Raw genomic sequence first — 26443 nt, 5'->3', positions numbered from 1 at the left:
GAGGTGCACCTTCGCCGGCAGGGCCCGAGGGGTGCGTCCGACGAGGATTCTCCGTCGTACCTCAGCCACCCTCCTCCGCCTCAGCGCGGCATGGGAGGTGCGTCCGCGCTCGGCGCCTCACCGAGGCGCGGATCGAGCCCCCCCTCCTTGTCGAGGGCCGAGAGGTCGCTGAATCCGCCGATGCTGGCTCCATTGATGAAGATCTGAGGGACCGTCCGCTGCCCGGAGGCCTTGACCAGCCAGGCGCGGAGGTCGTCGCGGTTCTCCACGTTGATCTCCGTGAAGCGCGCCTGCTTCTGCGTCAGCAGGCGCTTCGCCATGGCGCAGTAAGGGCAGTAGTCGGTGACGTAGATGGTGACTTCGGCTGCTTGCATGGGCATCTCGTCCTCTTTCCTTTCCCGGTCAGGCCAAAGATGCAAGCGCACAGGGCTCCACCTTGCGGTAGGCTGCGCGCATGGCCGAGAAAGAGGGGACGATTCACCTCGATCGCTATACCAGCGACGCGAAGCAGGTCGTCGCCGGCGCACAGCAGATCGCGGACGAGCGCCAGCACGCCGAGGTCACGCCGCTGCACCTGCTCATGAGGTTGCTGGAGCGCGACCGGGGCGTGTCCGAGGTCTTTCGGCGGGCGGGCGCCGACCCGAACGAGGTGCTCCAGCTCGCCGAGAACGCCCTGAAGAAGCTGTCCAGGGCGGGCAGCAGCGGTGTTGCGTACGTGAGCCCTCGCCTGCTCGATCTGCTCGGGCGCGCCGAGCGGGAGGCGACCCGGGACAAGTCGCAGAACGTGGGCATCGAGCACCTGTTGCACGCGCTCGCCCAGGAGATCCGCGGGCCTGCCGGGGAGATCCTCTCTTCGTTCGGCGTCGGTCCGGGCGCGTTCCGGCCGCACCTCGGGGCGCTGGAGGCGGCCTCGCGGGAGCCCTCGCCCGCGCCGGCCAACGCGGCCGAGCCGGGTCAACCCGCGCCCTACACGCGGGACCTCGTCGCCGACGCGCGCGAAGGGCGGTTCGACCCGGTCATCGGCCGTGACGTCGAGGCGCGCCGCTTGCTGCAGATCCTCGAGCGGCGGTTCAAGAACCACCCCCTCATCGTCGGCGAGCCCGGCGTGGGCAAGACCGCGCTCATCCGGGGCCTGGCCGACCGGATCGCGCACGGCGACGTGCCCACGAACCTCGCGGGCGCCCACCTCTACGAGCTCGACACCGGCGCGCTCGTCGCCGGGGCGAAGCTCCGCGGGGAGATCGAGCAGCGCCTCAAGGTCCTGGTCGATCGGCTGCGCGGCGAGCAGGACGCGGAGAGCATCCTCGTCGTCGAGGATCTCGACGCGCTCTTCGGCCAGGGGGTGCAGGGCGCCGGCGTGGGAGAGCTCCTGAAGCCGCTCCTGTCGCGCGGGGAGATCCGGATCATCGCCACGACGACGCCCGAGGGCGTGCGCAAGATCAACGAGCGCGATCCCGGGATCATCCGGCGGTTCTCGACGATCACGCTGGAGGCGCCGAGCATCGATCAGGCGACGGAGATCCTGCGCGGGATCGCCACGAAGTACGAGGCCCACCACCGCGTCCGGGTGGGGGAGAGCGCCATCACCTCGGCGGTCGCGCTGGCCAAGCGGTACATCTCGGACCGCGCGCTCCCCGACACGGCGGTGGACCTGCTCGACGAGACGTCCGCCCGCAAGCGGGTGGAGGTCGACGGCGTGCCGGCCGAGCTCGACACGCTGACCCGGCGTGTCGACGCGCTCCGCGCCCAGATCGCCGCGCTCGCGGACGACGACGACAAGCTCAGCGTGCAGACCCGCACGCGCCTGGAGGCGGAGCTCGCGGAGATCGAGCCGAAGGCGTCGTCGATGCGCAGCCGCAACGCGTCGCGCCGCGGCGTCGTCGCGGCGTGCCAGTCCATCCGACGGGAGCTCGTCGCCGCGACGGAGGCCTTGAAGGCCGCCGAGCGCGACAAGGCGTTCGCCAAGATCGGCGAGCTCGAGCACGTCACGCTCCCGGAGATCAGGCGGCGGCTCCAGGCCGCGGAGGAGGCCGCGCAGCGGGAGGGGGTCGCGCCGACCTCGAACGTCGTCGGCGAGTCGGACGTGGCGGCGACGCTCAACGACTGGACCGGCATCCCGGTGGCCAAGATGCTCGAGGGCGAGGCCGAGAAGCTCCTCAAGATGGAGGCGCGGCTCGCGCAGCGGGTGGTGGGTCAGGACGAGGCGGTGCGCGCGATCGCGAAGGCGGTGCGCCGCGGGCGCGTCGGCCTGCGCGATCCCGGCAAGCCGATCGGCTCGTTCCTGTTCCTCGGGCCGAGCGGCGTCGGCAAGACGGAGCTCGCGAAGGCGCTCGCCGAGTTCCTGTTCGACGACGAGCAGGCGCTGACGCGCATGGACATGAGCGAGTTCATGGAGCGCCACATGGCCCAGCGCCTGATCGGGGCGCCCCCGGGCTACGCGGACAGCGAGCAGGGCGGCTTCCTCACCGAGGCCGCCCGGCGCCGGCCGTACAGCGTGCTCCTGTTCGACGAGGTCGAGAAGGCGCACGCGGACGTGTTCAACCTGCTGCTCCAGATCCTCGACGACGGCCGGCTCACCGACGGCCGCGGGCGGCTCGCCGACTTCTCGAACACGGTCGTCATCATGACCTCGAACATCGGGTCGAAGCGCGTGCTCGAGACCGACGCCAAGCTCTGGACCACGGAGGACGGGCGCGAGGCGATCCGCGACGTCCTGCTCGAGGAGCTGCGCGGCTTCTTCCGCCCCGAGTTCCTGAACCGGGTCGACGACATCGTCGTCTTCAAGGCGCTCAGCAAGGAGGACCTCCGGGGCATCGTCGACATCCAGCTCCGTCGGCTGGAGCAGCTGCTCACGGACAAGGACATCCGCCTCGCCCTCACGGACGCCGCGAAGGTCCGGCTCGTCGAGCTCGGCTACGAGCCGAGCCTCGGCGCTCGCCCGCTGAAGCGGGCGATCCTGCGCGAGCTCCAGAACCCGCTCGCCGAGACCATCCTCGCCGGCCGGTACCAGCCCGGCCAGACGATGCAGGTCGACGTGGTCGACGAGAAGTTCGTCTTCACCAAGGCGTGAGCGCGAAACAGGCGCTGGGCGTGCGGCGAGCGCGACATGCGCCGCGACCGGGCGCGCGGCCCGGGCTGCGCTCTGCCCGGGGCTTTCCAGGGCCCTGCCGCCCGAGGAGGCCGCGGGCGTCGCTCCAGGCGAAGAACCTGGGCGACGCCGCTGCGAACCACTTGCCAAGCCGGAGAAGGTCCGTATACTGCCGCTCCCTCGCTCACCGGGTCCTCCGATCGAGGGCCATTTGCGTGGCGTATGGCGAGGGATCGCGGTCCCCAGGTTGAGGAAGACGCACCATGTACGCGGTCATCAAGACGGGCGGCAAGCAGTATCGGGTCGCCGAAGGTCAGAAGCTCCGGGTTGAGAAGCTTGTCGGCAATGCCGGAGACAAGGTCACCTTCAGCGAGGTGCTCCTCGTCGGCGGTGACTCTCCCAAGATTGGCAAGCCCCTCGTGAGCGGCGCCTCTGTCGCTGCCGAGATCACCGGGCAGGACCGCGGCAAGAAGATCGTGGTCTTCAAGTTCAGGCGCCGGAAGAACTACCGCCGCAAGAACGGCCATCGCCAGCCGTACACCGAGCTCAAGATCACCGGCATCACCGCCTAGCAGGAGAAGTAGAGATGGCTCACAAAAAAGGCGGCGGCTCCTCCAGGAACGGCCGTGACTCGAACTCGCAGCGCCGTGGGGTGAAGGTGTACGCCGGGGCGCCCGTGCGCGCTGGCAACATCCTGGTCCGGCAGGTCGGCTCCTCGATCCACGCCGGCCACAACGTCGGCACCGGCCGCGACTTCACGCTCTTCGCCCTCGTCGACGGCGTCGTCACGTACGAGTGGAAGTCCAACACCAAGAAGCAGGTGTCGGTCTACCCGGCTTCCTGAGCCTTCCTCACCGGGAGGGCGCCCTGATCCGCCTCATCCCGTCCCGCCTGCTGCGCTCCACGCGCTCCCGAGCTACTCAAGCGCGGTGACGACCTACAAGCTCCTAGCCCTCGACGTCGACGGGACCCTCGTCCGTCGTGATGGGTCCATCCACGACGAGGACCTCCGCGCCATCCAGCGGCTCCAGGATGCCGGCGTCCCGGTCTCGATCGCGACCGGGCGCCTGTACTCGGGGACGCGCGAGGTCGCGCGGCGGATCGGCGTGTTCGGCCCCATCGCGTGCGTCGACGGCAGCCACATCGTGCACACCGAGGGCGACGCGCACCTGTACTCGCGTACGATCTCCGGCGCCGAGGCGTCCCTCCTGCGCTCGATCACCGAGCGGCATGCGACGGCGTCGTTCCTCTTCGCGCAGGACAGCATCGTCCACGACGCGACGGGCGCGCCGCACGTCCACTATGTCCGGGGCTGGTCGCCCGCCATCGCCGAGGTCGAGCGCGTCTCGTCGCACCCGTACTGGGAGCACGAGCATGGCCTGCTCGCGCTGGTGGCGCTCGGGACCGAGCTCCAGGTCACGGCGGCCGTCGAGGAGGTCCGATCCGAGCTCGGCGAAGCGACCTTCGTCGTCTCGTTCCCCCTCATGCGGGACGCCCAGACGAGCCTCTTCGCGATGATGGTCCGGGCCGCTGGGCCCACGAAGGGGACGGCGATCGCGTGGCTCGCGGAGCACCACGGCTGCGCGCTGTCGGACGTGGTCGTCGTCGGCGACTGGCTCAACGACGTGCCGATGTTCGAGGTGGCGGGGCGATCGTTCGCCATGGCGCAGGCGCCCGAGCAGGTGAAGCAGGCGGCGACGGACCGCCTGAAGGCCGACGGCCTGGTGGGCGGCGGCATCGCCGAAGCCATCCGCCGCGCCTTCGGTCACTGAACGCTGACGGACGGCGAGCGCCGGGCAGCGGGGGAGCGCCGCTCAGCGCTCCCCCACGCCTTGTTGCGCGTCAGGCCTTGCGCTGCGCCGGCTGGGCCGCCGCGGCGAGCTGCTGCTGCTGCTGCTGCAGGTACTGAGCGACGGCGCGCGACCGCTCGATGGCGAACTGCTTGACCTCCTTGTTCGGAGAGCCCGCGAGGGCGTTCAGCAGCTTGGTCACCTTCTCGAGCTGGCGCGACTGGAACAGCGCCTCGAAGTAGTTGTTCGCCAGGCGCACGTCGCGGCTCATCTTCGCCTCGTGCGGCTGGAGCAGGCGGACCACCGCCTCGAGGTCGTTCTTCTGCCCGTAGAGCGCCGACAGGCAGAGCAGCGCCAGCGGGTTGTCCGGGTTCTGCGCGACCGCCTTCTTGGCGTACTCGACCGCCTTGTCCCGCGTCTCCTCGTTGGCCGCGTAGAAGCCCTGGATCGCGATGTACGGAGCGGCCGTCTTCTTGTCGGCCGAGAACTTCTCGATCGCGGCGACCGCGCTCGCCTCGTCGCCGCGCTGCTTCTCGTACTGGAAGAGGTAGGCCCACGCGTCGATACAGTCCACGTCGATCGAGAGCGCCTTCTCGATGAACTCGCGCTCCTTCGCGTCGTCCTTCTTCGCCTGGTAGAGCTTCGCGAGGTGCAGCGAGGGGTAGGGGTTGTCCTTGAGCAGGTTCTGCGCGCCCTTCAGCGTCCCCTCGGCCTTGTCGTGCTTGTCCTGCGAGAGCTGCGCGATGCCGAGCGCGAGCCAGTCGTCGCCCGTGCCGCCCTTCGCGACCACCTTCGAGAGCACCTGCTCGGCGCGCGCCAGCCGGTTGTGCTTGAGGAGCTCCTGCGCGTAGATGCGCCCGCGGTTCAGGTCGTCAGGCTGCTCGGTCCAGTGCTTCTCGAGCCCCGCGAGCAGGTCCTCCAGGCCGATCGCGATCGGGCGCCCCTGATCGTCCTGCACCTGCACCGCCGGCCCGTTGAAGCCGAGGAGCTGCCACATCTGCTCGAGGGTCACCGCCGCGGGACCCTGCTCGAGCAGGCCCTTCAGCTCGTCCGTCGGCTTGTTCATCGGGATGACGATGAGCGCGTTCCCCGGCACACCGTTCGGAAACGCGCTCACGGGCGCGACGATCGCCGCCCCTCCGGTGATGTTGAGCCCACCCGCCTGCTGCTGTCCGTTGGTCGTCATCGTCGATGCTCCGAGATCTCTCCCCCACGCGCGCCGAGGCGCAGGCATCACCCAGCCTCGCCCCGGTACCCTGCGCGCTGTAATGATGGGGGCAGTAGTTCGTGTAGAAGGGGCGCGAACGCTAGCAGGGAGGGCCCAGCCGGGCAACGGGGGAGCTCGGAGCGCGCGCGGCCTCATCGCGGCCATCGCGTTCGGGTCAGACGCGCTTCCGCCGCTTCCACCGCTTCCACCGCTTCCACCGCTTCCACCCGTGAATCCGCGCGTCGCGACCGTGAACCTCGCCGCGGTCCCCGCGCTCGAAGCCGGCTGCGCCGCTGCGGTTCGCGTCGCCGTCGCCGCCTCGCGCTCGCTCGTGTGATCCCTGTCGTGCTCGCTGTCGCTATCGCCGTCTCGGACGCCCATCTCGCTCGCCCTCTCCCTCGCCGCGCGCCGTCCTAGTCGAGTCGTGGGCCGGCGGCGAGGGGTGCCTCGAGCGCGCGCGCCGATCCAGCGCGCGCCGGCGCGCCGCCGCGCAGCCGCTCCGCGAGGTGCGTGCGGCGCTCCTCGCGACGGGTCTCCGCCAGCGCCAGCGACACGGCCCGCGGATCCGCGACGAGCACCACGAGCCGCTTGCCGCGCGTCACCGCCGTGTAGATGAGGTTGCGCGACAGCATCACGAAATGCTGGGTGAGGATCGGCACGATCACCGCCGGATACTCGCTCCCCTGGCTCTTGTGGATGCTCGTCGCGTAGGCGAGCGTCAGCTCGTCGATCTCCGCTTCCTCGTAGCTGACCTCGCGATCGTCGAAGCGCACCTGGAGCTTCCGCTCCTCGGTGTTCACGTCCGTGATGAAGCCGACGTCGCCGTTGTACACCTCGCGGTCGTAGTCGTTGCGGAGCTGCATCACCTTGTCGCCGAGCCGCAACGTCCTCGCGCCGCGCGTGACGCTCGGGCCCTCGGGGTTCAGCGCCGCCTGCAGCCGCGCGTTCAGCGTGATCGCCCCCGCCTCGCCCTTGTGCATCGGCGTCAGGACCTGGACGTCGCGCCGCGGATCCAGCCCGAACCCCTTGCCGATGCGCTCCGTCACGAGGTGGAGGATCAGATCCGCCGCCGCCTCGGCCTCGATCCGCTCGATCACGTAGAACTCGCCGCCGGGCCCGCGCGCGCCCTCCGGCGGCTCGCCGTCGTGGATCCGGTGCGCGTTCCGGACGATGAGGCTGCCCTCGGCCTGGCGGAAGATCTGCGTGAGCCGCGCCGTGGGCACCTCGCCGGAGGCGATCACGTCCCGCAGCACCGCGCCCGGCCCCACCGACGGGAGCTGATCGACGTCGCCCACCAGCACGAGGCGCGCGGCGTCGGACGTCGCCTGCAGGAGCGCGTCGGCGAGCGCCAGGTCGAGCATCGACGCCTCGTCGACCACGATCGCCCCCGCCTCGATCGGCCGGCCCCGCTGGCGGCCGAACTTGCGCTGCTTGGGATCGAACTCCAGCAGGCGGTGGAGCGTGACGGCCTCGCGCCCCGTCGCCTCGCTCATCCGCTTCGCGGCGCGGCCCGTGGGCGCGGCGAGCCGCACCGGGAGCCGGGCGCGGTCGAAGAGCGCCAGGATGGCCCGGACGATGGTCGTCTTGCCCACGCCCGGGCCGCCCGTGATGACCAGCACCTTGTTCCGCGCCGCCTGCGCCACGGCGTCCCGCTGGGCAGGCGCCAGCGAGACCTGCGTCTTCGCCTCGAACGCGGCGATCGCCGCGTCGACGCCCTCCACGAGGCGCGCCTCGGGCGCCGCGCCGTCCTCGTCGTCGCCCAGCAAGGAGCGCATCCGGCGCGCGAGCCGCACCTCGGCCTCGTGGAGGTCCTTCGGGTAGACGGCGACCTCGCCGGTCTCGAGCGTCTCGACCCGCACATGGCCGCTCGCCACGAGCGCGTCGATCGCGCTGTCGACCTCGGCCGCGTCGCGCTCGAGCATCGCCGCCGCGAGCTCCGCGAGCTCCGGCCGCGCCGCCAGCGTGTGGCCGCGCGTCGACAGATCGACCAGCGTCTGCAGCACGCCCGCCTGCGCCCGCTCCGGCGAGTCGGCCCGGACGCCGATCGAGCGCGCGATCCGGTCGGCGGTCTTGAAGCCGATGCCCCACACGTCGAGCGCGAGCCGGTACGGGGAGCGGGAGACGATGTCGATCGCGTGGGGGCCGAACCGCTTGTAGATGCGGCTCGCCAGCGCCGGGGAGGCGCCGTGCGCCTGGAGGAAGATCATGATGGCCCCGATCGCCCGCTGCGCCGCCCACGCCTTCGCGACGGCCTGCGCCCGCCGCTGGCCGAGCCCGGGGACCTCGGCGAGCCGCTCGGGCGACCGGTCGAGGATCTCCAGCGTCTCGGTGCCGAACGCCTCCACGATCCGCTTCGCGTACGCCGGGCCGATGCCCTGCACCATGCCGGACCCGAGGTAGCGCTCGAGCCCATCGAGCGTTGCGGGGGCGATCGGCAGCAGGGTCTCGACCTTGAGCTGCTCGCCGTGCTTCGGATCGCGCTCGTAGCGCCCCGTCGCGCGCACGCGCGTGCCCGGCCCGACCTGCGGGAACACGCCGACCCAGACCTCCGGCGGGGCGCCGGGGGTGACCTCCACCCGCAGCACCCGGAAGCCGCTCGACTCGCTCTCGTACGTGACGCGGACGACCTCTCCCTCGACCGTCGCCGCCCCGTTGCCCGCCGCCTCCCGGGCCGAGAAGAGCTTCTGCTGGCCCCCGCCGCCCGGCTGCCGCTCGCCGGTCCCGCCCGCGCGGCCGTCGTGGTGCGGCGCGTTGTCCGGCGCCGGCGCCGGCGCGGCTGCCCCCCGGGCCGCCTGATCGGGGCGGCCGCTCCGCTGGGACGGTTGCACGAGGGCAGCATGTAGCCGCCGGCGCGGCGGCGGCAACGTCCTCGTGCGCCGCTGCAAAACATCGCGCAACGCCGCATGGCGCCCCGTCACCTGGGCTCACGCTGAACGCGCGTCGCGTGGAGCGCGCCGCGCGCGGCCGCGGTTGGCGTCGCTCCCTCGTGTCAGTATAGTGGCCCGCGATGGGGCGCAGCAGCTTGGTTTCCGTCCTCTGCGCCCTCCTCCTCGCGGGCTGCGCCGGGAGGGCGCCGGAGGCGGCGCGGTCCAAGGATGGCCTGCTGCGCGTGGCCTCCGGGGTGTCCTCGGAGCAGGGCGGCGCCTCGCCCGCGCCCGGGACGGCCGCGGAGGAGGCCGCGCTCGCGGACGCCCACGATGTCGACGACGACGACGGTGAGGTCGACGACGGCCTGGAGCTGCCGGCGGATCCGGGCACCGGGGCGCGGGCGCACTCGCCGCTCTCGGCGATGACCGAGGCCGAGATCGAGGAGCTTTTCTCGAAGGACCCCGCGGCGCTCGGGCCGATGTCGCTGGGCGCGACCAACGCGGGCGCGCTGTTCAACGGCGTCCGGATGCCCGAGAGCGATCGGTGGGAGCTCGTCGATCCGGCCCACGCCTGGGGGACGCGCGAGACGATCGACGCGCTCGACCGGGCGATCGCCGAGGTGCACCGGCAGTTCCCGGGGAGCCCGAAGCTCTACATCGGGCACATCAGCGCCCGGGAGGGCGGCCGCCTCTCGCCGCACAAGAGCCACCAGGCCGGGCGCGACGTCGACATCAGCTATTTCCTCGACGCCCGGCACCGCTGGTACCAGCGGGCCACGACGGCGAACCTCGATCGGGAGCGCACCTGGGCCTTCGTCCGGGCGCTCGTCACCGAGACCGACGTGGAGCTCATCCTCATCGACAGCAGCGTGCAGCGGCTGCTCAAGGAGCACGCGCTGAAGATCGGCGAGGACAAGGACTGGCTCGACGAGGTCTTCCAGCTCGGGTCGAGGAAGCCGCGCCCGCTCGTCCGCCACGCTCGCGGCCACGCGAACCACATCCACGTCCGGTTCTACAGCCCGATCGCGCAGGAGTCGGCCGCGCGCGCGTATCCGCTGCTCGTGAAGCGCGGGGCGATCAAGCCCACGTCGCAGTACGTGCGCCACACCGCGAAGAAGGGGCAGACCCTGGGCTCGCTGGCCCGGCAGTACGGCACCACCGTGGAGGCGATCAAGCGGGCCAACGGCCTTCGATCCACGGCGATCCAGGCGAAGCGCGTCTACAACATCCCGCGGCCGTCCAGCGGCCCCGCCGCGCCCCCGAAGCAGGTCGTCGTGCCGCCGCGGCGGCTGCCCCCGTCGAAGGCGGCCGACGCGCCTCCGCCGCCGGCGCGCCACGGCGAGCCCGGGCCCGCGCTGGACGGCTGAGGGGCGGGAGGCGCGCCCTGTGGCTCGCCCGCGGCCCGGGGAGCCGCAGGGGGCCGTGGGCGCGGCCTCAGTGCTTCACGTCGACGACGAGCCGCGCCGGCTTGGTCAGCTCGAGGACGCGGTACCGGTTCGGCGACGAGACCCCGAGCACCCAGGTCACCTCGGCCTCGAAGTCGCACGTCCGCTCGATCTCGCGCGCCACGCCGAGCGCGAGCTTCCGCTCGCGGAACGGGACCGTGGCGTTCCCCGCGTCGTTGTGCGCCGCCGCGGGGGTCATCCGCACCGCGAGCCATCCGTCGCCCGCGATCTCCGTCGCCTCGCCCGAGCCGCACTGGCGCACCGGCTTGTCGATGTAATCGATGTGGTAGCCCGGCACCGCGTCCCCCTCGAACTCGAACACGACGCGGTCGTAGTGCTCGTGCCGGGCCGCCCGCACGTCGCGCAGGACCGCGACCTTCGCGCCGGCGCGCGGCTTGTCGGTGGCGCCCGCGGTGCCCTCGAACGCGTCGGTGCTCGTGGGATCGGCCTCCTTCGGGGGCCGCGGCGTGGGAGGTTCGTCGTCGACTGTCGGCTCGGCGGAGGCGCGCGTGTCGATCGGCGTGACGTTCGGCATGGGCTGGGCAGGCTCGCTGCCGGCGCCGTTGCGGCAGCCCGCAGCGAGCGACACGGTGGCGGCCGCGAGCAGCAGGGCGGCGGTCCTCATGAAGTCCCTTCCATGGTGCCGCGGCCTCCGCGCGTCCACCGAGACGCCGACGCGCACCGCGACGCGGCGGCGCTCGCGCGGGCAGGGCGAGAAGCGCCGTCCCGGCATGTTTCCCTCCCATTTCCCTGGTTTTTGGGCGCCCTTGGCGCGTCATGGCGGTTCGCTTCCCCCTCCGGCTTCCCGCAGCAGCGCTAGCTCCGCCGAGGCGGTCTCGTCCTCCGGCCGCACGACGAGCGCGGCCGGCCTGTAGCCGGGCATGGTCAGCTGGAGCCGGTGCTCGGCCCTGCTCCCGGCGCCCTGCAGCACGAGCCGGCACGGCGTCGCCAGGCAGACCTCGGTCCCGCGGTCGGAGACGCGGGCGCCGGGCGGGGCGCTCTCGATCCTCACGATCCTGAACTCGGCCGCCGCGCCCGGCTCCGTGCCCGCCGATGCCTCGACGGGCACGGCGACGGGCATGGGGGCGGCCTGGGCGGCGGCAGGGGTGCTCGTGGCGTCCGGCCCGCGCCAGCCGAGCGCCAGCACCAGGCCCCCGCCGACGATCGCCGCCACGAGCGCGACCAGGTAGAGGGATACGGTCGCGTGACGGGGCGGGGCGACGGAGCCGCTGAAGGTCGCGGGAGCCTGCGGCGGAGAGAGCGAGTCGAGCTGCGCCGAGCGAAGCGACACGAGCGGCTCGCTGGGAGAGGGCGAGAAGGCCGAGATGCGGAGCTCCGAGATCGACGACGCGGAGGGCAGCGCGCCCCGGGGCTGCGCCGGGGACAGGCGGTCCGGGACCGAGGCCCGCGAGGCGTGCGAGACGTGCGAGACGTGCGAGACGTGCGAGACGTGCGAGACGTGCGAGACGTGCGAGACGTGCGAGACGTCGAACGGCTCGCCCGCCGCGCTCTTCAGCGCGGTGAGGCACTCCCTCATCGACTGGAAGCGCCTGTCAGGGCTCTTCTCGAGACATCGCATCACGATGGCCGTCATCGCCGGCGACACGAGCGGGCCCTGAGCGTGATCGGCGAGCGGCGGCGGCGGCTCGCTGACGTGCGCCATGAGCGTCGCCGAGGCCACCTTCCTGTCGAACGGCGCCCTGCCGCAGAGCATCTCGTAGAGCAGGACGCCGAGCGCATAGATGTCCGCGCGCGGCGAGAGATCGTGGCCCATCGCCTGCTCCGGAGCGGTGTACTTGGGAGAGCCGATGAACAGGCCCCTCTGCGTCAGCTCGTCCAGCTGCCGCCCCGAGACGTCCTTGACCAGGCCGAAGTCGAGCACCTTGACGAAGTCCTTCTCGTCCTCCCGGTCGACGAGGAGCACATTGCCCGGCTTGAGATCCCGGTGCACGAGGCCGAGGCCGTGCGCCTCGGCGAGCGCGCGGCAGATCTGCCGCGCGATCCGGCCCGCGCGCGCCTCCGGGAGCGCGCCCTCGTCGTGGAGCACGCGGTGGAGCGTGCGCCCGGCGATATACTCCATGGCGATAAAGTAGATCCCGCGCGGATCGTCCCGGCCGTAATCGAAGACCGTGACGGAGTTCGGGTGGGTGAGCCTCGCCGCGGTCGCGGCCTCGCGCGAAAAGCGTCGAAAGAACTCCGGATCTTGCTCGAGGCGCTCATCGGGGAGGAGCAGCTTGAGGGCGCAGATCCGGCCCAGCGCGAACTGCTCTGCCCTGTAGACCCTGCCCATCCCCCCTCGCGCGATGAGCGAGATGATCCGGTATCGATCGGCGATCGCCGCGCCGATGAGGGGGTCTTGACCGTTGCTCCTGGCCGCACCCATGGTCTTTACTATATGCGCGATGACGGGCGCACCGCCACCGCGACTCGTGTGTTCTGGCCGACTGCGCGGCTCCGGATCAACGATGCGGCCTGGATCGCACGGCGGTGGAGCGCGAGCGACACGGCGAGTTGCCGGCACGTTTTCCTGACGGCCTCGTCCCATGGGTCCGCCGCGTTACCCGGCGAGCGCCGAACCATTGCGATCCGGTTTCGCGCGGCCCGCGCCCGCGCGCTGTCCAGGGCGGGGCGCCTCTCCTCCGGCGCGCCCGTCACAGCGCGGCGACATCGATGTCGACCTCGCGCGGCTCCTCGGTGACGCCGCTGCGCGTGGCCTCGGCGCCCAGGATCGCGCCCACGGTGAGGGTCAGGGTCACCTCTCCGCTCGTGAGGGGCGTGGCGACGTACTTCCAGCGCAGCCGCACGCTGCCGCCTCTCTCCCCCTCTGCCGAGAGCGCCTCCACGGCGCGCCGCTCGATCTCCGGCGCCGTGAGCGCGGTGCGGAGCCGGTGGCCCGTCGAGGCGATGGCGGGCCAGCGGATGAGGGCGCGGTTGAAGGTCCCATCGAGCGTGTGGGTCACGACCGCGCGGTGCCCCTGGACCCGGACGCCGTTCACGGCCCGGAACACGAACGTCTTGTAACGATGGACCTCCGGGGCGGAAGCCGCCGTTCCGTCCTGATCCTCGCGCAGCGTCCTCCGCTGCACCACGGCCCCGATCTCGTCGTTCGGTATGCCCCAGCTGTTCAGCCGCGCCAGCGCGTTCCGCCGGAGGAGCGCTTCGTCCGGCGAGATCCGCGGCCCGCTCGGCGTCTTTCGCAGGACGAGCACCTGGCCGTTCGACGGGTCCTTCTCGTAGGTCCAGTCCGCCGACTCGTGCTCCGTCCGGCGCCCCAGCTCGCCGAGCGGCGTGAACTGCTGATCGGCCCCGATGAGCGAGCGCTGGATGAGCGCGTCATCGAATGAACGCAGCGTCAGCCGGGCCGCCGGGAGCCTCGCGGCGGGCGCCGTGGCGAGCTCCCGCGCGTCGAACGTGAACCCCTCGAGCGCCTGCGGGGCCGCGGCGATCTCGCCGTCGTCGCCGCCCCCTTCGGTCGCTACCTCCGGCGCCCCGCAGGCGATGAGGGTCATCGAGAGCGCGGCCCAGAAACCGATCGTTCGCGTCGTCATCGTCATGTCTCCTGTCGTTCGAATCTTTCGGGCAACACGCGGCGTTCGTCGTTCATCCGCCGGGCAGCACGCGCCCGTTCGAGGGGTCGCAGCCGGCGATGTAGTAGATGGTCGAGCCGGTCTTCAGTCCGGTGTTCTTCCGGTCGCGCCACCCGCCGTACTCGTACATGAGCTCCCGCGACGCGAACGACGAGCCGAACACGATGGAGACGGGGCAGTCGTCGTCGTTGCTGAACTGGCTGTCGTCGTAGGCCTCGTCGATCCAGTTCTCTCCCACCCCGTTGGAGATGGAGCTGATCGCGTAGTCACCCACGTAGTCCTTCACGTGATTGCCGCACGACGAGTCGCCGTGGAACGCGTTCCACATCGTCATGGTGCTGTCCGAGGTCGTGATCTGCTGCCGGTATCCCCCGTTCTTCCACACGTCGTAGTCGCCCGACTGGCACGCTTTGACGACCGCGATCTCCAGATCCCCGCCCGTGCCCGGGTTGCCGAAGAGCATGTTCTCGTTCGTCAGCACGCGGCAGTCGTAGCTGCCGTTGCCCATGACCAGGCCGCTGTAGGCGGGCGCCGACGAGCTCCCGGCGTCGTGCCAGCCGTGCGTGTGGATGAAGACGACATCGGCCTCGTCCGCGCCCGAGCCGGACGCCATGTCGTTCGCCGAGCAGGCGCAGGACGCCGCCTGGCTCGAGTCGGTCCAGTAGCTCCCCCGGGCGCTCGTGTTGTTGCGCGTCGAGACCTCATCCCAGAGCGAGACCATGCGGAGGAGGTTGAACGTGCTCGCGAAGGCGGCGGCGGTGCTCGTGTGCACCGCGTGCGACAGGCTGGTGTCGTCCTCGCACTCCCCCGTGTGTCCGAAGTTCGCGACCCCGTAGACGTGCGTCTCGTGCTGCGCGCGCGCCGACGACGGCATCGCAAGGAGGCACCCGAGCACCGGAACCCCTGCGAGGACATGGAACGATCGCCTGTTGCTCATACGCTCGACTCCTTCGTTGTCTCGATCGGTGGAGGTTCGCCGCGGCCCGCCGCCCGGCGCGCTCCACGGGCGCGCCGCCCGTGGACCTCGGGCGTGGACCGGCGCCGGGCAGCGCCGACGGGCGCGGGCGTCAGCGCGCCGCGCTCCGTTCAGCGCGGTCGCGCGTCGTTGACGTCGACGACGGCGTCGACCTCGACGACGTCGCCAACGCACCCAGCGTCATTCGCAGCTTCCGTGCCATCGCCTGGCGTCCTTCAACGGGGGCGTCGCGCCACCCGGGACTTCAGCGATCTCCCTGGGATGCGCGGGGATCGTGCCCGCGCGGGCGCCGTCGGCCGCCCTGCGGTTCCGCTCGAGGTGGCGGCGCGATCCCGCGGGGTGATGGCGCGGGCCACCACCACCTCGACGCGCCGGGCGGCGGTCCAGAGACTTCAACCCCCCGGCGCGCGGATGGGCCGCTGAAAATCGCGGCGCGTCTCCGGAACCTCGGGCGGGCGGCGCTGTCGATCCCTGGCGTGGACGCGGTGCTCCGCGGCGCACGCAGAGAGCGGTGAAGCTCGCCGCGCGTGCGCCGGGGCGCGCCGAGAGAGGCGGGCCCTCGAGGGCTCGCTCCATTCAGACCGCTCGCCGCGCGGACATGCGCGCGAGCGCGAGCAGGGAAAGGGCTGTTCTCCGATGGACACGTTCAAGATGGCTCCGGGCATCGCACCCTCGAATCCGTTCCTCAGCAACCTGCCCTTCAGCCCGTATCCGGCCATCGAGGCCGACGTGCCCGCGGACGCGCCGGAGGGCTCCTATACATACGCGCTCGTCAAGAGCGCGCCGGACGTCCCCGCCGACGAGTGCGAGACCGACGCGCTGTCGCTCGAGGTGATCATCCGGTGGGGGAACACCCCGCTTCACGTGGCGCACCTGACGCCGCCGCGCGCCTTTCATGTCGGCGAGGCGGAGGGCCCCGGGGGCGTGTGCGACTTCTTCCTGCCTGCGGAGCGCCTCGGCGCGGCGCGGGCGCCGCTCGTGCTCGTCGGCGAGGGCGGTGAGGTGAGCGCCGTCATCCCGCCGGGCGCGTCGGGATCCATCGAGTTCGGCAGCTGCAGGATGACCATCGCGCAGGCGATCGCCACCGGCCGCGCGGCGCCGTGCGCGGAGCTCGACGGGGCGCGGCGGATCGCGCTGCCGCCCGGCGCTCGCGCGAGGCTCGAGCTCGGCGATTTCGGGTTCGAGGTGGCGGTGGGCAGGGCGGGCCGCCGCGTCGCGGGCAAGGCCGGCATGGACCGCCGCAACCTGCCGTTCACCGCGCTCTCGACGCTGCTCCACGTCGGCCTGCTCGGGGCCATGGCCGCGTTCATGCCCCCGCTCGCCATGGCCGACGACGGCGGCGTGAGCGCGGAGCAGGCCTACCTCATGGCGCAGGCGATCGGGGCGATCGCCGAGAAGGAGCTGCCCGAGGCGAAGGACGTCCCCGACGCGAGCGGCCAGACCGAGCGCGTGGGCGGCTCCGGCGCGGCCGCGATGGGCGAGTCGGGCAAGGCCGGGAGCGAGACGAGCCGGAAGACGGGCGGGCGCTTCGAGATCCAGGGGCCGAAGGACAACCGCGACGTGCGGATCTCGCGGGCCCAGGCGCTCGACGACGCGGCGCGCTTCGGCATGATCGGCGTGCTCCAGGCGGGGTCCGGCGGCGATCCCAACGCGCTCTCGGCGCCCTGGGGCGGCGCCGACACGCTCGGCAACGGCGAAAGGAGCGTGATCGCCAACATGTGGGGTGAGACGATCGACGAGTCGGGCGGCGTGGGCGGGCTCGGGTTGACGGGCGTCGGCGAGGGCGGCGACGGGCGCTTCACGGGCATCGGGATCGGGTCCATCGGCACCATCAATCACGGGAGCGGCGTCGGCGACGGGCAGGGCTTCGGCCCTGGCGGCGGCGCGTCGCGCTTCGCCAACGGCCCTGGCCACAGGGTGAGCGCGCCGCGCATGCGGGTCGGCTCGCCCTCGGTGTCGGGCCGTATCCCGCCGGAGGTCATCCAGCGCATCGTGCGCCAGAACTTCGGCCGCTTCCGGCTCTGCTACGAGAACGGGCTGCGCAGCAGCCCGAACCTCACCGGGCGCGTGTCGGTCGGCTTCGTGATCGGCCGCGACGGGGCGGTGTCGAGCGTCCACAACGGCGGCTCCGATCTGCCGGACGCCGGCGTTGTCTCTTGCGTGGTGCGCTCGTTCTACGGGCTGTCGTTCCCGCCGCCGGACGCAGGCATCGTGACCGTGACCTATCCCCTCCTCTTCAGCCCCTCTGGCGGCTGATTCCTCGCCTCCCGCTGAAGTCGGTGAGCCGCGCGGCGACGCGGATCCCGGGGTGATTGAAGAGCGCCTGCGTCCCCGTGACGAGCGTGACCCCGACGGCCTGCGCCGCCAGCGCGCGATCCGGATCCCCCCCGCGCCCCGCTGCTACCCTCGCCGCCGATGGCCGCCACGACGATCCCCCCGCTCTCGCGCCGGCGCGCGCTGCTCGGCCTCGCCGCGCTCGCCGCGCTCGCCGCGCCCTCGTGCCGGCGAGGCACCTCACCGCCGGCGCCGGACGAGGCGGCCCCCTCGGCCTGGAAGGATCTCCGGTTCGAGCCCGCCCCCGAGGGCGAAGGCCCGCAGCGCGCGCTGCTCCTCGCGCCCGAGGCCGCGCCGGCGCCGCCGCTCCTCGTCGCGCTGCACGGGCGCGGCGAGGCGGTGCGAGGCCTCGAGGTCGGCGCGCGCGGGTGGCGCGACGACTACGGCCTCGACGCGGCCCTCCGGCGGCTCCGCTCGCCGCCGCTCGCGCCGGACGATCTCGGGCAGATGGTGACGCCCGAGCGGCTCGCGCAGCTCAACGCCTCGCTGAAGGAGCACCCCTACCGCGGGCTGTGCATCGCCACGCCGTTCACGCCCGACCTCCGCGACCGCTCCGTCGAGGCGGCCGCCGGCTTCGGCCGTTTCCTCGTCGAGCGCCTCCTGCCGCGGGCGCGCGCCGAGGGCGGCTGCCAGGCGGCGCGCGAGGCCACCGGCATCGACGGCGTGAGCCTCGGCGGCCGCCTCGCGCTGCTCGTCGGCCTGTCGTTCCCCGACGTCTTCGGCGCGGTCGGCGCCCTGCAGCCCGCGGTGCGGGCGGGCGAGGCGGAGATGTTCTCCGCGCTCGCGCGCCGGGCCATGGAGCGCCGCGCGGTCGCGCTCCGGCTCGTGTCGAGCGAGGCCGACCCCTTCTTGCCCGCCATCCAGGCGCTCAGCGATCGGCTGCGGCAGGACGGCGTGACCCACACCCTGCTCGTCGTTCCCGGCCCGCACGACTACGCCTGGAATCGGGGGCCGGGCGGCGTTGAAATGGTGCTCTGGCATGAGCGGATCCAGCGCGGTTTGCCGCCTCCGTGATCGCGGCGGCCCGGCCGTCACATGCCCCTGACCCAGGCCGCCGAACCGTGTTACTCCCTCGGCATCGACGTGGCCGACCCCACACGCACCGCCCGCGCCGACGGCGCGACCGACCCGCCCACCGTGCGCGAGTGGCTCAAGCCGCTCGAGAGCGCCGGTCTGCGCCGCCACACGAGCGCGAAGCGCGTCGGCGGCAAGGCGGCCTCGCTCGGGCGCCTGCTCCGCGACGGCTTCCCGGTGCCGCGCGGGTGGGTGCTCGACGCGCGGTACTTCACGGAGCTCGTCGACCGGCAGCTGCCGCCGGGGCACGACCTCGCCACGCTGATCCGGCTCTCGGGCACGAGGGCGGGCGTCGACCGGGCGGCGCGCGCGCGCGACCGCATCCTGAGCGAGCCGCTGCCCGAGGCGCTCTCGACCGCGCTGCAGGCGCTCTGGCAGGCCGTCGAGCAGGAGGCGCCGTGGGGCCTCGCGGTGCGGTCCAGCGCCACGTGCGAGGACAGCGAGGAGACGTCGATGGCCGGTCTCGCGACGTCCGTGCTGGGCGTGCGCGGCGAGGCCGGGCTCGACGCCGCGATCCGGCAGGTCTGGGCGAGCGCCTTCCTGCCGCGCGCGCTCGCGTACCTCGCGCACGCCGGCGTCCGCGACGTCGCGATGGGCGTCGTGCTGCAGGTGATGGTGCGCGCCGAGGCCGCGGGCGTGCTGTTCACCGCGCCCCCGCCGGGGCTCGAGGGCGAGCACTGGCACGCCGGCGAGCGGCTCGTGAACGCGACGCTCGGGCTCGGCGCGCCGGTCGTCGACGGCGCCGCGGCGGCCGACACGATCCGGCTCGCGCGCGACGGCGGCAGGGTCGTCGCGTCGGCGGTGGCGCAGAAGCGGCGCGCGCTCGTCGTGGGCGCGGCCGGGCTCGAGGAGGTCACGGTGCCCGAGCCGAGCGCCGAGCAGCCGGCGCTCGGCGAGGCCGCGCTGCGGCAGCTCGCCGAGCTCGCCGAGCGGCTCGAGCAGGGCGGCAAGGGCCCGTTCGACGTGGAGTTCGCGGTCGAGGTGGTCGAGGAGGGCCCGCCCGGCGCGGCGCTCGCAGTCGACGGGGGAGCGCCGTCCGACCCGCCGGAGGCCGCCGCCGCGGCGGGCGCGTCCGCCCCGGTGGCGCCGGAGGGCGGCGAAGGCGCGCCCTCCTCGGTGGCGCGGCGCGTGTGGCTGCTCCAGGTGCGCCCGGTGAGCGGCGGCGGCTTCCCCGAGGGCGGCGACGCCGACACGATCTGGTCGCGCGCCAACGTGGGCGAGGCGCTCCCCGGCGCGGCGACACCGCTCACCTGGTCGGTGGCGCGGGCGTTCTCCGACCGGGGCTTCCGCGAGGCGTTCGCCGCGCTCGGCTGCCGCGTGCCGCGGGGCGCGCGCCTCGTGGCCAACGTGCACGGGCGCTTCTACCTCAACCTCACCGCCTTCATGCGGATCGCGGCGCAGGTCCCGGGGCTCTCGCCGCGCGCGCTGCTCGGCATGAGCGGCGGGGCGAGCGAGGCGCTCATCGCGCGGCTCGCCGAGCAGAGCGAGGGCGTCTCGCGGCGCGGCTTCTATGCGCGGCTGCCGCTCACGGGGCCGCGGCTCCTCCTCCGGCAGGCGCGGCTCGAGCGCGAGGTGGCGGCCTACGAGGGCGAGGCGCTCTGGGCGCAGCGCGCCCTCTCCGAGCTCGACATGACGCTCCTGCCGGACGACGCCATCGGCACCACGCTCCGGAGCGTCTTCCTGCTGCTCGAGCGGACCGGCACGCGGATGCTGCACTGCGCGTCGGCGTCGCTCGCGAGCCACCTCGCGCTGTGCAAGGCGCTCGAGCGCATCGCGGGCCGCCGCGCCTCCGCGCGCTCCGCCTCCGGGGAGGCGCACCTCGACGCGCCGGCCGGGCGCGCGGAGACGAACGTCGAGCACCTGGCGCAGGTGCTCGCGGGCGGCGTACGCGAGCTCGACAGCGCGGGGCCGGGCATCGCGCTCGCGCGGGTCGCCGAGCTCGTCATGCAGGATCGGACGGCGCGCGAGCGGCTCCTCGCCGGCGGGGTCCTGTGGCCGCGCGACCTGCCCGAGGGGCCGGCGCGCGACGCGTACGCGCGGTTCCTCGACGCTTACGGCGATCGCGCGGTGCGCGAGGCGGAGCTCGCGACGCCGCGCTGGCGGGAGGACCCGTCGCCGGTCGTCGCGATGCTCACGGCGTCGCTGCGCGGGGCGCCGGGCGATCCGGAGCGCGCGCTGGCGCGCGCCCGGGCGCTCGCCGATCGGGAGATGGCGATGCTCGAGACGCGCGTGCCGCGGCTGGAGCTCGCGCTCCTGCGCACGCTCGTCGGCCGCGCGCAGCGCTACGTGCGCCTGCGGGAGCGCATGCGCACGTGGGTGACGCGCGTCCTCGGCATGCTGCGCAGGGTCGCGCTCGACATCGACCGGCGCCTCCGGCGCCTCGACCCCTCGCTGGAGCCCGGGAGCGTCTTCTTCTGCACCTACGAGGAGCTCGCGACGGCGCTCTCCAGCGGCCGCGCCGACGTGGGCCACCTCGTCCGGCTGCGGCGCGCCGAGCACCTGCGCGACGCCGCGCGCCCCGATCCGCCGGCCACCTTCATCGGCCGGCCGCCGCCGGTCGTGCTGCCGCCCGCCTCCGGGGAGCGCCTGCTCGGGCTGCCGGCGAGCCCTGGGGTCGTCGAGGGGCGGGCCCGCGTGCTCGAGCCGGGCGCCTCGGCGCTCGACGCGGTGGCGCCGGGGGAGGTGCTGGTCGCGCGCACGACCGACGTCGGCCTCTCGCCCCTGTTCCTGGTGGCCGCCGCGGTCGTGACCGAGCTCGGCGGCCCCATGTCGCACGCCTCGATCGTCGCGCGGGAGTACGGCATCCCTGCGGTGGTGAACGTCCCCGGCGTGACGCTGGCGATCAAGACGGGCGATCGGCTCCGCATCGACGGCGATCGCGGCGTGGTCGAGCGCCTGGACGAGCGCGCCTCGCCGTCGTCGCCGGGCGTCGTTGCCGGGGAGGCTCCTGGCGGCGGCGCTGCCCCGCGCGTGGCGCCGCCGGGATGACGGCCGCGCGCTTCCGCGTCGGGCCCTCGGACGGCCCCACGGTGGCCGACGTCCTCGAGCGCGCGGGCGGCGCGTCGCGGGGCCTCGCGGGCGCGGCGGCGGAGGGGCGCGCGTTCCTGAACGGCCGGCGCGCGCGGCCCGGCGACGCCGTGGCCCTCGGCGACGAGCTCGCCGTGTGGCCGGCGCGGCGCGACGCGCCGGGGGCGCCGCCGGTGGAGGTGCTGGCGCGCTGGGGGGAGCTCCTCGTCGCGTCGAAGCCTGCGGCGCTGCCGACGGAGCCGGAGCGCCGGGGCACGCGGTCGCTGGTCACGGAGGTCGCGGAGCTGCTCGGGCTGCGCGACCTGCCGCACGCGGCCTCGCGGCTCGACGTCGGCGTGAGCGGCGCGGTGCTGTGCGCGACAGGCGCGCGGGGCCGGCGGCACCTGGCCGCGATGCGCGAGGCGGGGCGCATCGCGCGGGTGTACGTCGGCGTCGCTGGCGGGCGCGTCGAGGGGTCGGGCACGTGGGATGCGCCCATCGGCGCCGCGCGGTCGCGGGGCGGGCGCAGCCTGCCCGCGGTGGGCGGCGCCGGGGCGAGGGACGCGGCGACGCGTTACCGCGCTGTCGCCTCGGCGGGCGGCGGCGCGTCGCCGGCCACGCTGCTGCGCCTGGATCCGGTGACGGGCCGCACGCACCAGCTCCGGGTGCACGCGGCGCACGCGGGGGCGCCGCTCCTCGGCGATCGCGACCATGGGGGGGCCCGGTCGGTGACCACGGCGAGGGGCCGGGTGATCCCGCTCTCGCGCGTCGCGCTGCACGCCTTGCGCGTCACGGTGCCGGACGAGCGCGGCGAGCTCTGCGCGGCGGTCGCGCCGGTGCCGGACGAGCTCCGCGAGCTCTGGGTGGCGCTCGACGGCGGCGGCTCGGCGTGGGAAGAGGTGCTCTCCGCGACGCTCGAGGCGGCCCTGCCGCTCGGGCCTCCTTCCGGTACCAGATGACCTCGCCTCGCCCTCTCACCCGCGCCGCCCTGGGGCTCCTCGCCGGCCTTGCGCTCGCCGCCGCCGGCGTGGTCGCCGTGGCCGAGCCGGAGGCTCCGCCGTCCCGCGCGGGGTATGCGCCGGACCCTGCCCCGCGGCCCAGCGCGAAGCAGTGGGTCTTCGACGTGCAGTACGCGAAGGGGAGGGGCTCGATCGTGCGGGTGCGGCCGGTGGCGCTCGACCGTCCTCTGGCGACGGCGCGTGTGATGGGCCGGTTCGCGATCGAGCTGTACGTGGGCCAGGAGCTGCTCGATCGGGTCCGCTTCAACGTGCCGCTGACGGGGGACGCGCCGGAGCGGCCGCCGGGCGCGCTGCTCCGCCGTCCGACGTTCGACAGCGGCGTGACGGCGCGGCTGCGCGTGCAGATGGCGGACAACCCGCGCGCGAGCTGGGCCAAGCTGGTGGACCGGAAGACGGGCGCGGAGGAGCGCTTCTTCTGGCCGCCGGAGCCGGACGGTCGGCTGGTGTCGCTGAGCGCGCAGGGCGGGGTGGCGATCGACGGGGGCGCGCCGGGGGATGCAGGGAAGCTGCCCGTGGACGCTGGGGGACCGGCGGACGCGGGCTGGCCGGACGCTGGCCCCGATGGGGGCTCTCCGCCGGTGGACGCGGGGTGGCCGGATGGGGGCTTTCCGCCGGTGGACGCGGGGTGGCCGGACGCGGGCTGGCCGCCGGTGGACGCGGGGCGGCCTCCGGATGCCGGGTTGCCGCCGGATCCGTTCAGGCCGCGGCGGAAGTAGCGCGCCCTGCCCGAGCTGCGGTACCTTGGCGGGCATGCAGGACCGCTCGCTCGCTGTCGTCGCATCGCTCGCCCTCGCTGTCGTCTTCTCCGCGGCGCCGGTCGCCGCCCAGCCGCCTGCGGGCAACGAGAAGCCGCAGGCGGCCGCGCCCGAGCCGGCGGCGGCCGCGCCCGACGCTGCTTCCTCGCAGCGCAAAGATCCCAACGGGCACACCGGCATCAGCCCCTACACGGAGCAGGTCCTGAAGGGCCAGGCGTCGTTCGTTGCGCGCGACATCCCCGGCGCGATCGCGGCGTTCCAGGAGGCGATCAAGCTGGATTCCTCGAAGATGCTCGGCTTCTACCTGCTCGGCGAGGCGATGCTGGAGTCCGGCAACATGGCGGAGGCCGAGACGGCCTGGACCACGGCGATCGGCAAGAAGGGCACGGAGGAGCTCCACGCCAAGGTGCTCTTCTGCCTCGCCGATCTGCGCGAGCGTCAGAAGAGCTGGCAGGCGGTGAAGGAGGCGTGGGCGGCCTACAGCGCGTTCCTGACGAGCAACCCCAAGGCGACCGGCTATCCGGCGACCGCGGCGGAGCGACAGAAGCAGGTCGACCGGCGGATAAAGGACGAGAAGGACTACGCCGCCGTCAAGGAGCGCATCGTCCAGCGCGAGGCCGAGCGCCAGAAGGAAGCCGAAGAGAACGCCAAGAAGGACAAGCGGAACCGGTAGCGCGCCCTCGGCCCCGATCGCGCCGTCGACGCGGAGCGCCCGGCGCGTGGCGAGACGACGCCGTCCCGCACCGCCTCAGGGGGCGGGCGAGTCGACGCGCATGAACGAGAGGGTGCGGAACGTCCGCTTGCTGAGCTTCCACCCGGAGGGCGTCCGGACCGCCTCGTTCTCGTACGTGCCGTGCGCCACCTGGGCGCTGCTCAGGGGGTCATAGACGTGCGTCGCGATCAGGTACGAGGTGATCTTCGCCCGGTTGCCGCCGGGCAGGATGTCGACACGGACGTTGCTGATCAGGTGCTGCGTGCCGACATAACCGGAGTCCGCGAACAGGACATCGATGAAGTCGGCCCAGGCCTCGGCGCTGGGCACCGAGACGACCGGCGGATCATCCGGAGCGGCGCCGGCTTCCCAGATGAGGACCGGGGCGTCCGGCGTGAAGCACCTCGAATAGATCTGCTTGCCCGTCGCCAGATCACCGCGGCCGATCGCGTCGGTCCCGGCCGCGTAACAGTATTCTAGCTGCTCGATCTCCCGCACCGCCTGGAGCTCGGGCACGCCGTTCGGGGGCGTGCCCTCCGCGGGCCCCGCGAGCGACACGGTGACGGCGCCTGCCAGCGCGAGCGCGGAGACCAACGGGAAGACACGACGCACAATGCCGCTGAGACTATCGCTGTTCGTACTCAAGGAGCTCACCCCTTTCGTTGGGCTCCCGAGTCGTCAAGGACCAACCTGACAATATAAATGTGTGAACGGGCCCCGTCAAGCACGGCCAGCGAAGGGCGTTGCGTCGTTACGCATTCTTCAATTCTTCTTGAAGACGTGCTTGTCGGTCCGAACGAGAGGGCCGAGGTTGTCGTCGACGCAGCGATAGGACGACCTCCCTCTCTCTTGCCTTTTTGCGTCTTGGCGTCTTGGCGCCTTGGCGTTAAAATCCGAGATCATCGACGACGTCGGCTGGAGGTACGATGATGCCCCCCAGAGAGCGTATCGATCTCGGACGCACGAACACGCGGAGAGCACCCTCTACCTACCGCGCGCCCGGGAACCTGCCGGAGCCGCCTTGGCTCACCCACGTATTCTTTCGAGGAACCGTATTCTGAGGACGCGTATCAATCGACGAGCTGGCGCCGCGCTCCCTACCCGCGACGCCAGGCGTCGCTGGGCTGGGCCCCCGCCTCCGTCCACCGATAGAACCCTTCGCCCGTCTTCTTCCCGAGCTTCCCCGCCCGCACCATCTGCCGCAGGATCACCGGCGGCCGGAACTGCTCCCCCACCTCGCGGTGGAGGTGCTCCAGGATGGCGAGCCGCACGTCGAGCCCCACGAGGTCCGTCAGCTTGAGCGGCCCCATCGGGTGCCGGTACCCGAGCTCCATCGCCCGATCGATGTCGACGGCCGACGCCACCCCGGCCTCCAGCATCCGCATCGCCTCTGCGCCGAGCGCCACGCCGAGCCGGCTCGTCGCGAAGCCGGGCGTGTCGTTCACCACGATCGGCGTCTTGTCCAGGCGCCTCGCCACCGAGAGCGCCGCCGTCACCGTCGCCTCGTCGGTCTCGAGCCCCCGCACCACCTCGAGCAGCTCCATCACCGGCGGCGGGTTGAAGAAGTGCAGGCCGATCGTGCGCCCGCCCGCGCCGAGCCGGCGCCCGAGCTCCGTGACGCTCAGGCTCGACGTGTTCGTGCCGAGCAGCGCCCGCTCCGGCGCTGCCGCCTTCACCCGGCCGAGCACCTCGACCTTGAGGTCCATCCGCTCGGGCACCGCCTCGATCACGAGATCGGCGTCCGCCGCCGCGCGCTCGAGATCCGGCGACGCCACGAGCATCCCGATCATCTCGCTGCGCGCCTCGTTGAGCATCCTGCCCTTCTGGACGAGGCGATCGGTCGCGCGCTTGATGTCCTCGATCGCCGCGCCGATCCGCGCGGCGTCGACGTCGTAGAGGCGCGTCACGTAGCCGGCGACCGCCGTGACCTGCGCGATCCCCTGGCCCATCGTGCCCGCGCCGAGCACCAGCACCGTGCGCATGCGCGCTGCGGCGGGGGCCATTGCGATCGCGCTCACTTCGACGGAGCCGGGGCGCCGTCCTTCTGCCGCGCCTCCATGCGCTTGCGCACCAGATCCACCTCCTGCGGCGTCAGCTTGCGCAGGTTCGCCGGGCCCGGCGCGGCGGTGCCGGCCGCGCCGGCGCGCAGGGTCTCCGCGGCCGGCCCTGCCGCGGGCCCGGTCGGCGCCGCCGGGCGCGCGCCGGGCTGAGCCGCGGGGCGAGCCGCGGCGGCCGCGGGGCGAGCGCCGGCCGCGGCCGGACGAACCTCGGCCGCAGCCGGGCGCGCGCCCGCCGGCGCGGCCTGCCCCGCGGCGCCGTCGTCGTCGCTGTTCATCGCGAGACACGTGACGCCAGCCACCACGAAGACCGCGAGCCCCAGCGCAGGGACCCAGTTCGGGGTGGGCGGCTCGTCCGCCGGCAGCGCGCGGGCGGGCTCCCCGTCGAAGCCATGGTGATCGCTCACGTCGTGCGCCGGGGCCGCGTGAGCCTCGTGATGGGCCGTGCTCATGCGCGGACAGTTGCCGCACTTCGAAAGCGGCGTCGAGGGGTTCCACGCGCTTCCACCTACCGCCCACGTACGGC

21 protein-coding genes are annotated in these 26443 nt (G+C 73.3%); 11 read left to right on the top strand and 10 right to left on the bottom strand.

Features of this window, described 5'->3' with window-relative positions:
* Nucleotides 1-80: 80 nt before the first annotated feature.
* Complete coding sequence (gene grxC, locus WMF27_RS39770) at nucleotides 81-374, bottom strand: glutaredoxin 3 (protein WP_044966993.1); 294 nt, start codon at nucleotides 372-374, stop codon at nucleotides 81-83.
* A gap of 80 nt (nucleotides 375-454) precedes the next feature.
* Here grxC and WMF27_RS39765 point away from each other — a divergent pair, with 80 nt between their 5' ends.
* From WMF27_RS39765 to WMF27_RS39750, 4 genes are all read left to right on the top strand, one after another.
* The gene (locus WMF27_RS39765) at nucleotides 455-3070 is read left to right on the top strand and encodes an ATP-dependent Clp protease ATP-binding subunit (RefSeq protein WP_437763683.1); all 2616 of its coding nucleotides are present in this window, start codon (nucleotides 455-457) and stop codon (nucleotides 3068-3070) included.
* Nucleotides 3071-3351: 281 nt separating this feature from the next.
* On the top strand, nucleotides 3352-3660 hold the full coding sequence (gene rplU, locus WMF27_RS39760) for a 50S ribosomal protein L21 (RefSeq protein ID WP_012240531.1): 309 nt from the start codon (nucleotides 3352-3354) through the stop codon (nucleotides 3658-3660).
* Nucleotides 3661-3674: 14 nt separating this feature from the next.
* On the top strand, nucleotides 3675-3932 hold the full coding sequence (gene rpmA, locus WMF27_RS39755) for a 50S ribosomal protein L27 (RefSeq protein WP_437763684.1): 258 nt from the start codon (nucleotides 3675-3677) through the stop codon (nucleotides 3930-3932).
* Between the two features lie 85 nt (nucleotides 3933-4017).
* A complete protein-coding gene (locus WMF27_RS39750) occupies nucleotides 4018-4860 on the top strand; it encodes an HAD family hydrolase (RefSeq protein ID WP_437763685.1) in 843 nt (280 codons plus the stop codon).
* A 70-nt stretch (nucleotides 4861-4930) separates the two neighbouring features.
* On the opposite strand, the gene WMF27_RS39745 is transcribed toward WMF27_RS39750, so the two are convergent.
* Together WMF27_RS39745 and recD2 are read right to left on the bottom strand one after the other, a co-directional pair.
* Nucleotides 4931-6064, bottom strand: coding sequence for a tetratricopeptide repeat protein (locus WMF27_RS39745; RefSeq protein ID WP_044966990.1), 1134 nt, complete (start codon nucleotides 6062-6064; stop codon nucleotides 4931-4933).
* 434 nt (nucleotides 6065-6498) lie between these two features.
* Complete coding sequence (gene recD2 / locus WMF27_RS39740; protein ID WP_437763686.1) at nucleotides 6499-8913, bottom strand: SF1B family DNA helicase RecD2; 2415 nt, start codon at nucleotides 8911-8913, stop codon at nucleotides 6499-6501.
* A 179-nt stretch (nucleotides 8914-9092) separates the two neighbouring features.
* On the opposite strand from recD2, the gene WMF27_RS39735 reads away from it, so the two are divergent.
* Nucleotides 9093-10319: a LysM peptidoglycan-binding domain-containing protein gene (locus tag WMF27_RS39735; RefSeq protein ID WP_437763687.1), complete on the top strand. Its 1227-nt coding sequence runs from the start codon at nucleotides 9093-9095 to the stop codon at nucleotides 10317-10319.
* A gap of 67 nt (nucleotides 10320-10386) precedes the next feature.
* Here WMF27_RS39735 and WMF27_RS39730 read toward each other — a convergent pair whose 3' ends face one another.
* From WMF27_RS39730 to WMF27_RS39715, 4 genes are all read right to left on the bottom strand, one after another.
* Nucleotides 10387-11022: an AMIN-like domain-containing (lipo)protein gene (locus tag WMF27_RS39730; protein ID WP_437763688.1), complete on the bottom strand. Its 636-nt coding sequence runs from the start codon at nucleotides 11020-11022 to the stop codon at nucleotides 10387-10389.
* A 150-nt stretch (nucleotides 11023-11172) separates the two neighbouring features.
* Nucleotides 11173-12780, bottom strand: coding sequence for a protein kinase domain-containing protein (locus WMF27_RS39725; RefSeq protein WP_437763689.1), 1608 nt, complete (start codon nucleotides 12778-12780; stop codon nucleotides 11173-11175).
* A 268-nt stretch (nucleotides 12781-13048) separates the two neighbouring features.
* Nucleotides 13049-13945, bottom strand: a complete 897-nt coding sequence (locus tag WMF27_RS39720; RefSeq protein ID WP_437763690.1) for a hypothetical protein — start codon at nucleotides 13943-13945, stop codon at nucleotides 13049-13051.
* A gap of 52 nt (nucleotides 13946-13997) precedes the next feature.
* Entirely contained in the window at nucleotides 13998-14921 is a 924-nt protein-coding gene (locus tag WMF27_RS39715) for a hypothetical protein (protein WP_437763691.1), read from the bottom strand.
* Between the two features lie 675 nt (nucleotides 14922-15596).
* Between WMF27_RS39715 and WMF27_RS39710 the strand changes: the two genes are divergently transcribed.
* The 6 genes from WMF27_RS39710 to WMF27_RS39685 all read left to right on the top strand — a co-directional run bounded on the left by WMF27_RS39710 (nucleotide 15597) and on the right by WMF27_RS39685 (nucleotide 23821).
* A complete protein-coding gene (locus tag WMF27_RS39710) occupies nucleotides 15597-17216 on the top strand; it encodes an AgmX/PglI C-terminal domain-containing protein (RefSeq protein ID WP_437763692.1) in 1620 nt (539 codons plus the stop codon).
* Between the two features lie 159 nt (nucleotides 17217-17375).
* Nucleotides 17376-18308 (top strand): alpha/beta hydrolase, encoded by a 933-nt coding sequence (locus tag WMF27_RS39705; RefSeq protein WP_437763693.1) that lies wholly within the window; start codon nucleotides 17376-17378, stop codon nucleotides 18306-18308.
* Nucleotides 18309-18329: 21 nt separating this feature from the next.
* Nucleotides 18330-21356, top strand: a complete 3027-nt coding sequence (locus tag WMF27_RS39700) for a PEP/pyruvate-binding domain-containing protein (protein WP_437763694.1) — start codon at nucleotides 18330-18332, stop codon at nucleotides 21354-21356.
* Nucleotides 21353-22333, top strand: coding sequence for a pseudouridine synthase (locus WMF27_RS39695; RefSeq protein ID WP_437763695.1), 981 nt, complete (start codon nucleotides 21353-21355; stop codon nucleotides 22331-22333). Before WMF27_RS39700 ends, WMF27_RS39695 begins: the two co-directional genes overlap by 4 nt.
* Nucleotides 22330-23109: a hypothetical protein gene (locus tag WMF27_RS39690; RefSeq protein ID WP_437763696.1), complete on the top strand. Its 780-nt coding sequence runs from the start codon at nucleotides 22330-22332 to the stop codon at nucleotides 23107-23109. The genes WMF27_RS39695 and WMF27_RS39690 overlap by 4 nt, the downstream gene beginning before the upstream one ends.
* A 34-nt stretch (nucleotides 23110-23143) precedes the next feature.
* Nucleotides 23144-23821: a tetratricopeptide repeat protein gene (locus WMF27_RS39685; protein WP_437763697.1), complete on the top strand. Its 678-nt coding sequence runs from the start codon at nucleotides 23144-23146 to the stop codon at nucleotides 23819-23821.
* 75 nt (nucleotides 23822-23896) lie between these two features.
* Here the strand turns inward: WMF27_RS39685 and WMF27_RS39680 are convergent, their stop codons facing one another.
* From WMF27_RS39680 to WMF27_RS39670, 3 genes are all read right to left on the bottom strand, one after another.
* On the bottom strand, nucleotides 23897-24472 hold the full coding sequence (locus WMF27_RS39680) for a nuclear transport factor 2 family protein (protein WP_437943441.1): 576 nt from the start codon (nucleotides 24470-24472) through the stop codon (nucleotides 23897-23899).
* Between the two features lie 485 nt (nucleotides 24473-24957).
* Nucleotides 24958-25863, bottom strand: coding sequence for a 3-hydroxyacyl-CoA dehydrogenase family protein (locus WMF27_RS39675; RefSeq protein WP_437763699.1), 906 nt, complete (start codon nucleotides 25861-25863; stop codon nucleotides 24958-24960).
* Nucleotides 25864-25874: 11 nt separating this feature from the next.
* Entirely contained in the window at nucleotides 25875-26369 is a 495-nt protein-coding gene (locus WMF27_RS39670) for a hypothetical protein (protein ID WP_437763700.1), read from the bottom strand.
* Nucleotides 26370-26443 lie beyond the last annotated feature (74 nt).

The organism is Sorangium sp. So ce281, assembly GCF_051527395.1.
Taxonomy (GTDB): Bacteria; Myxococcota_A; Polyangia; order Polyangiales; family Polyangiaceae; genus Sorangium; species Sorangium cellulosum_B.
Note: the sequence above shows the minus strand (reverse complement) of the source record. Positions and strands in the feature narration are given on the sequence as shown.

What these genes read in the sequence shown, in the direction of transcription:
- rplU (WP_012240531.1), top strand. Translation starts at nt 3,352, where the DNA reads ATGTACGCGGTCATCAAGACGGGCGGCAAGCAGTATCGGGTCGCCGAA.
- WMF27_RS39720 (WP_437763690.1), bottom strand. Translation starts at nt 13,945, where the DNA reads ATGACGACGCGAACGATCGGTTTCTGGGCCGCGCTCTCGATGACCCTC.
- WMF27_RS39690 (WP_437763696.1), top strand. Translation starts at nt 22,330, where the DNA reads ATGACCTCGCCTCGCCCTCTCACCCGCGCCGCCCTGGGGCTCCTCGCC.
- grxC (WP_044966993.1), bottom strand. Translation starts at nt 374, where the DNA reads ATGCAAGCAGCCGAAGTCACCATCTACGTCACCGACTACTGCCCTTAC.
- WMF27_RS39710 (WP_437763692.1), top strand. Translation starts at nt 15,597, where the DNA reads ATGGACACGTTCAAGATGGCTCCGGGCATCGCACCCTCGAATCCGTTC.
- WMF27_RS39735 (WP_437763687.1), top strand. Translation starts at nt 9,093, where the DNA reads ATGGGGCGCAGCAGCTTGGTTTCCGTCCTCTGCGCCCTCCTCCTCGCG.
- WMF27_RS39730 (WP_437763688.1), bottom strand. Translation starts at nt 11,022, where the DNA reads ATGAGGACCGCCGCCCTGCTGCTCGCGGCCGCCACCGTGTCGCTCGCT.
- rpmA (WP_437763684.1), top strand. Translation starts at nt 3,675, where the DNA reads ATGGCTCACAAAAAAGGCGGCGGCTCCTCCAGGAACGGCCGTGACTCG.
- WMF27_RS39715 (WP_437763691.1), bottom strand. Translation starts at nt 14,921, where the DNA reads ATGAGCAACAGGCGATCGTTCCATGTCCTCGCAGGGGTTCCGGTGCTC.
- WMF27_RS39705 (WP_437763693.1), top strand. Translation starts at nt 17,376, where the DNA reads ATGGCCGCCACGACGATCCCCCCGCTCTCGCGCCGGCGCGCGCTGCTC.
- WMF27_RS39725 (WP_437763689.1), bottom strand. Translation starts at nt 12,780, where the DNA reads ATGGGTGCGGCCAGGAGCAACGGTCAAGACCCCCTCATCGGCGCGGCG.
- WMF27_RS39700 (WP_437763694.1), top strand. Translation starts at nt 18,330, where the DNA reads ATGCCCCTGACCCAGGCCGCCGAACCGTGTTACTCCCTCGGCATCGAC.
- WMF27_RS39765 (WP_437763683.1), top strand. Translation starts at nt 455, where the DNA reads ATGGCCGAGAAAGAGGGGACGATTCACCTCGATCGCTATACCAGCGAC.
- WMF27_RS39745 (WP_044966990.1), bottom strand. Translation starts at nt 6,064, where the DNA reads ATGACGACCAACGGACAGCAGCAGGCGGGTGGGCTCAACATCACCGGA.
- WMF27_RS39675 (WP_437763699.1), bottom strand. Translation starts at nt 25,863, where the DNA reads ATGGCCCCCGCCGCAGCGCGCATGCGCACGGTGCTGGTGCTCGGCGCG.
- WMF27_RS39670 (WP_437763700.1), bottom strand. Translation starts at nt 26,369, where the DNA reads ATGAGCACGGCCCATCACGAGGCTCACGCGGCCCCGGCGCACGACGTG.
- WMF27_RS39695 (WP_437763695.1), top strand. Translation starts at nt 21,353, where the DNA reads ATGACGGCCGCGCGCTTCCGCGTCGGGCCCTCGGACGGCCCCACGGTG.
- WMF27_RS39685 (WP_437763697.1), top strand. Translation starts at nt 23,144, where the DNA reads ATGCAGGACCGCTCGCTCGCTGTCGTCGCATCGCTCGCCCTCGCTGTC.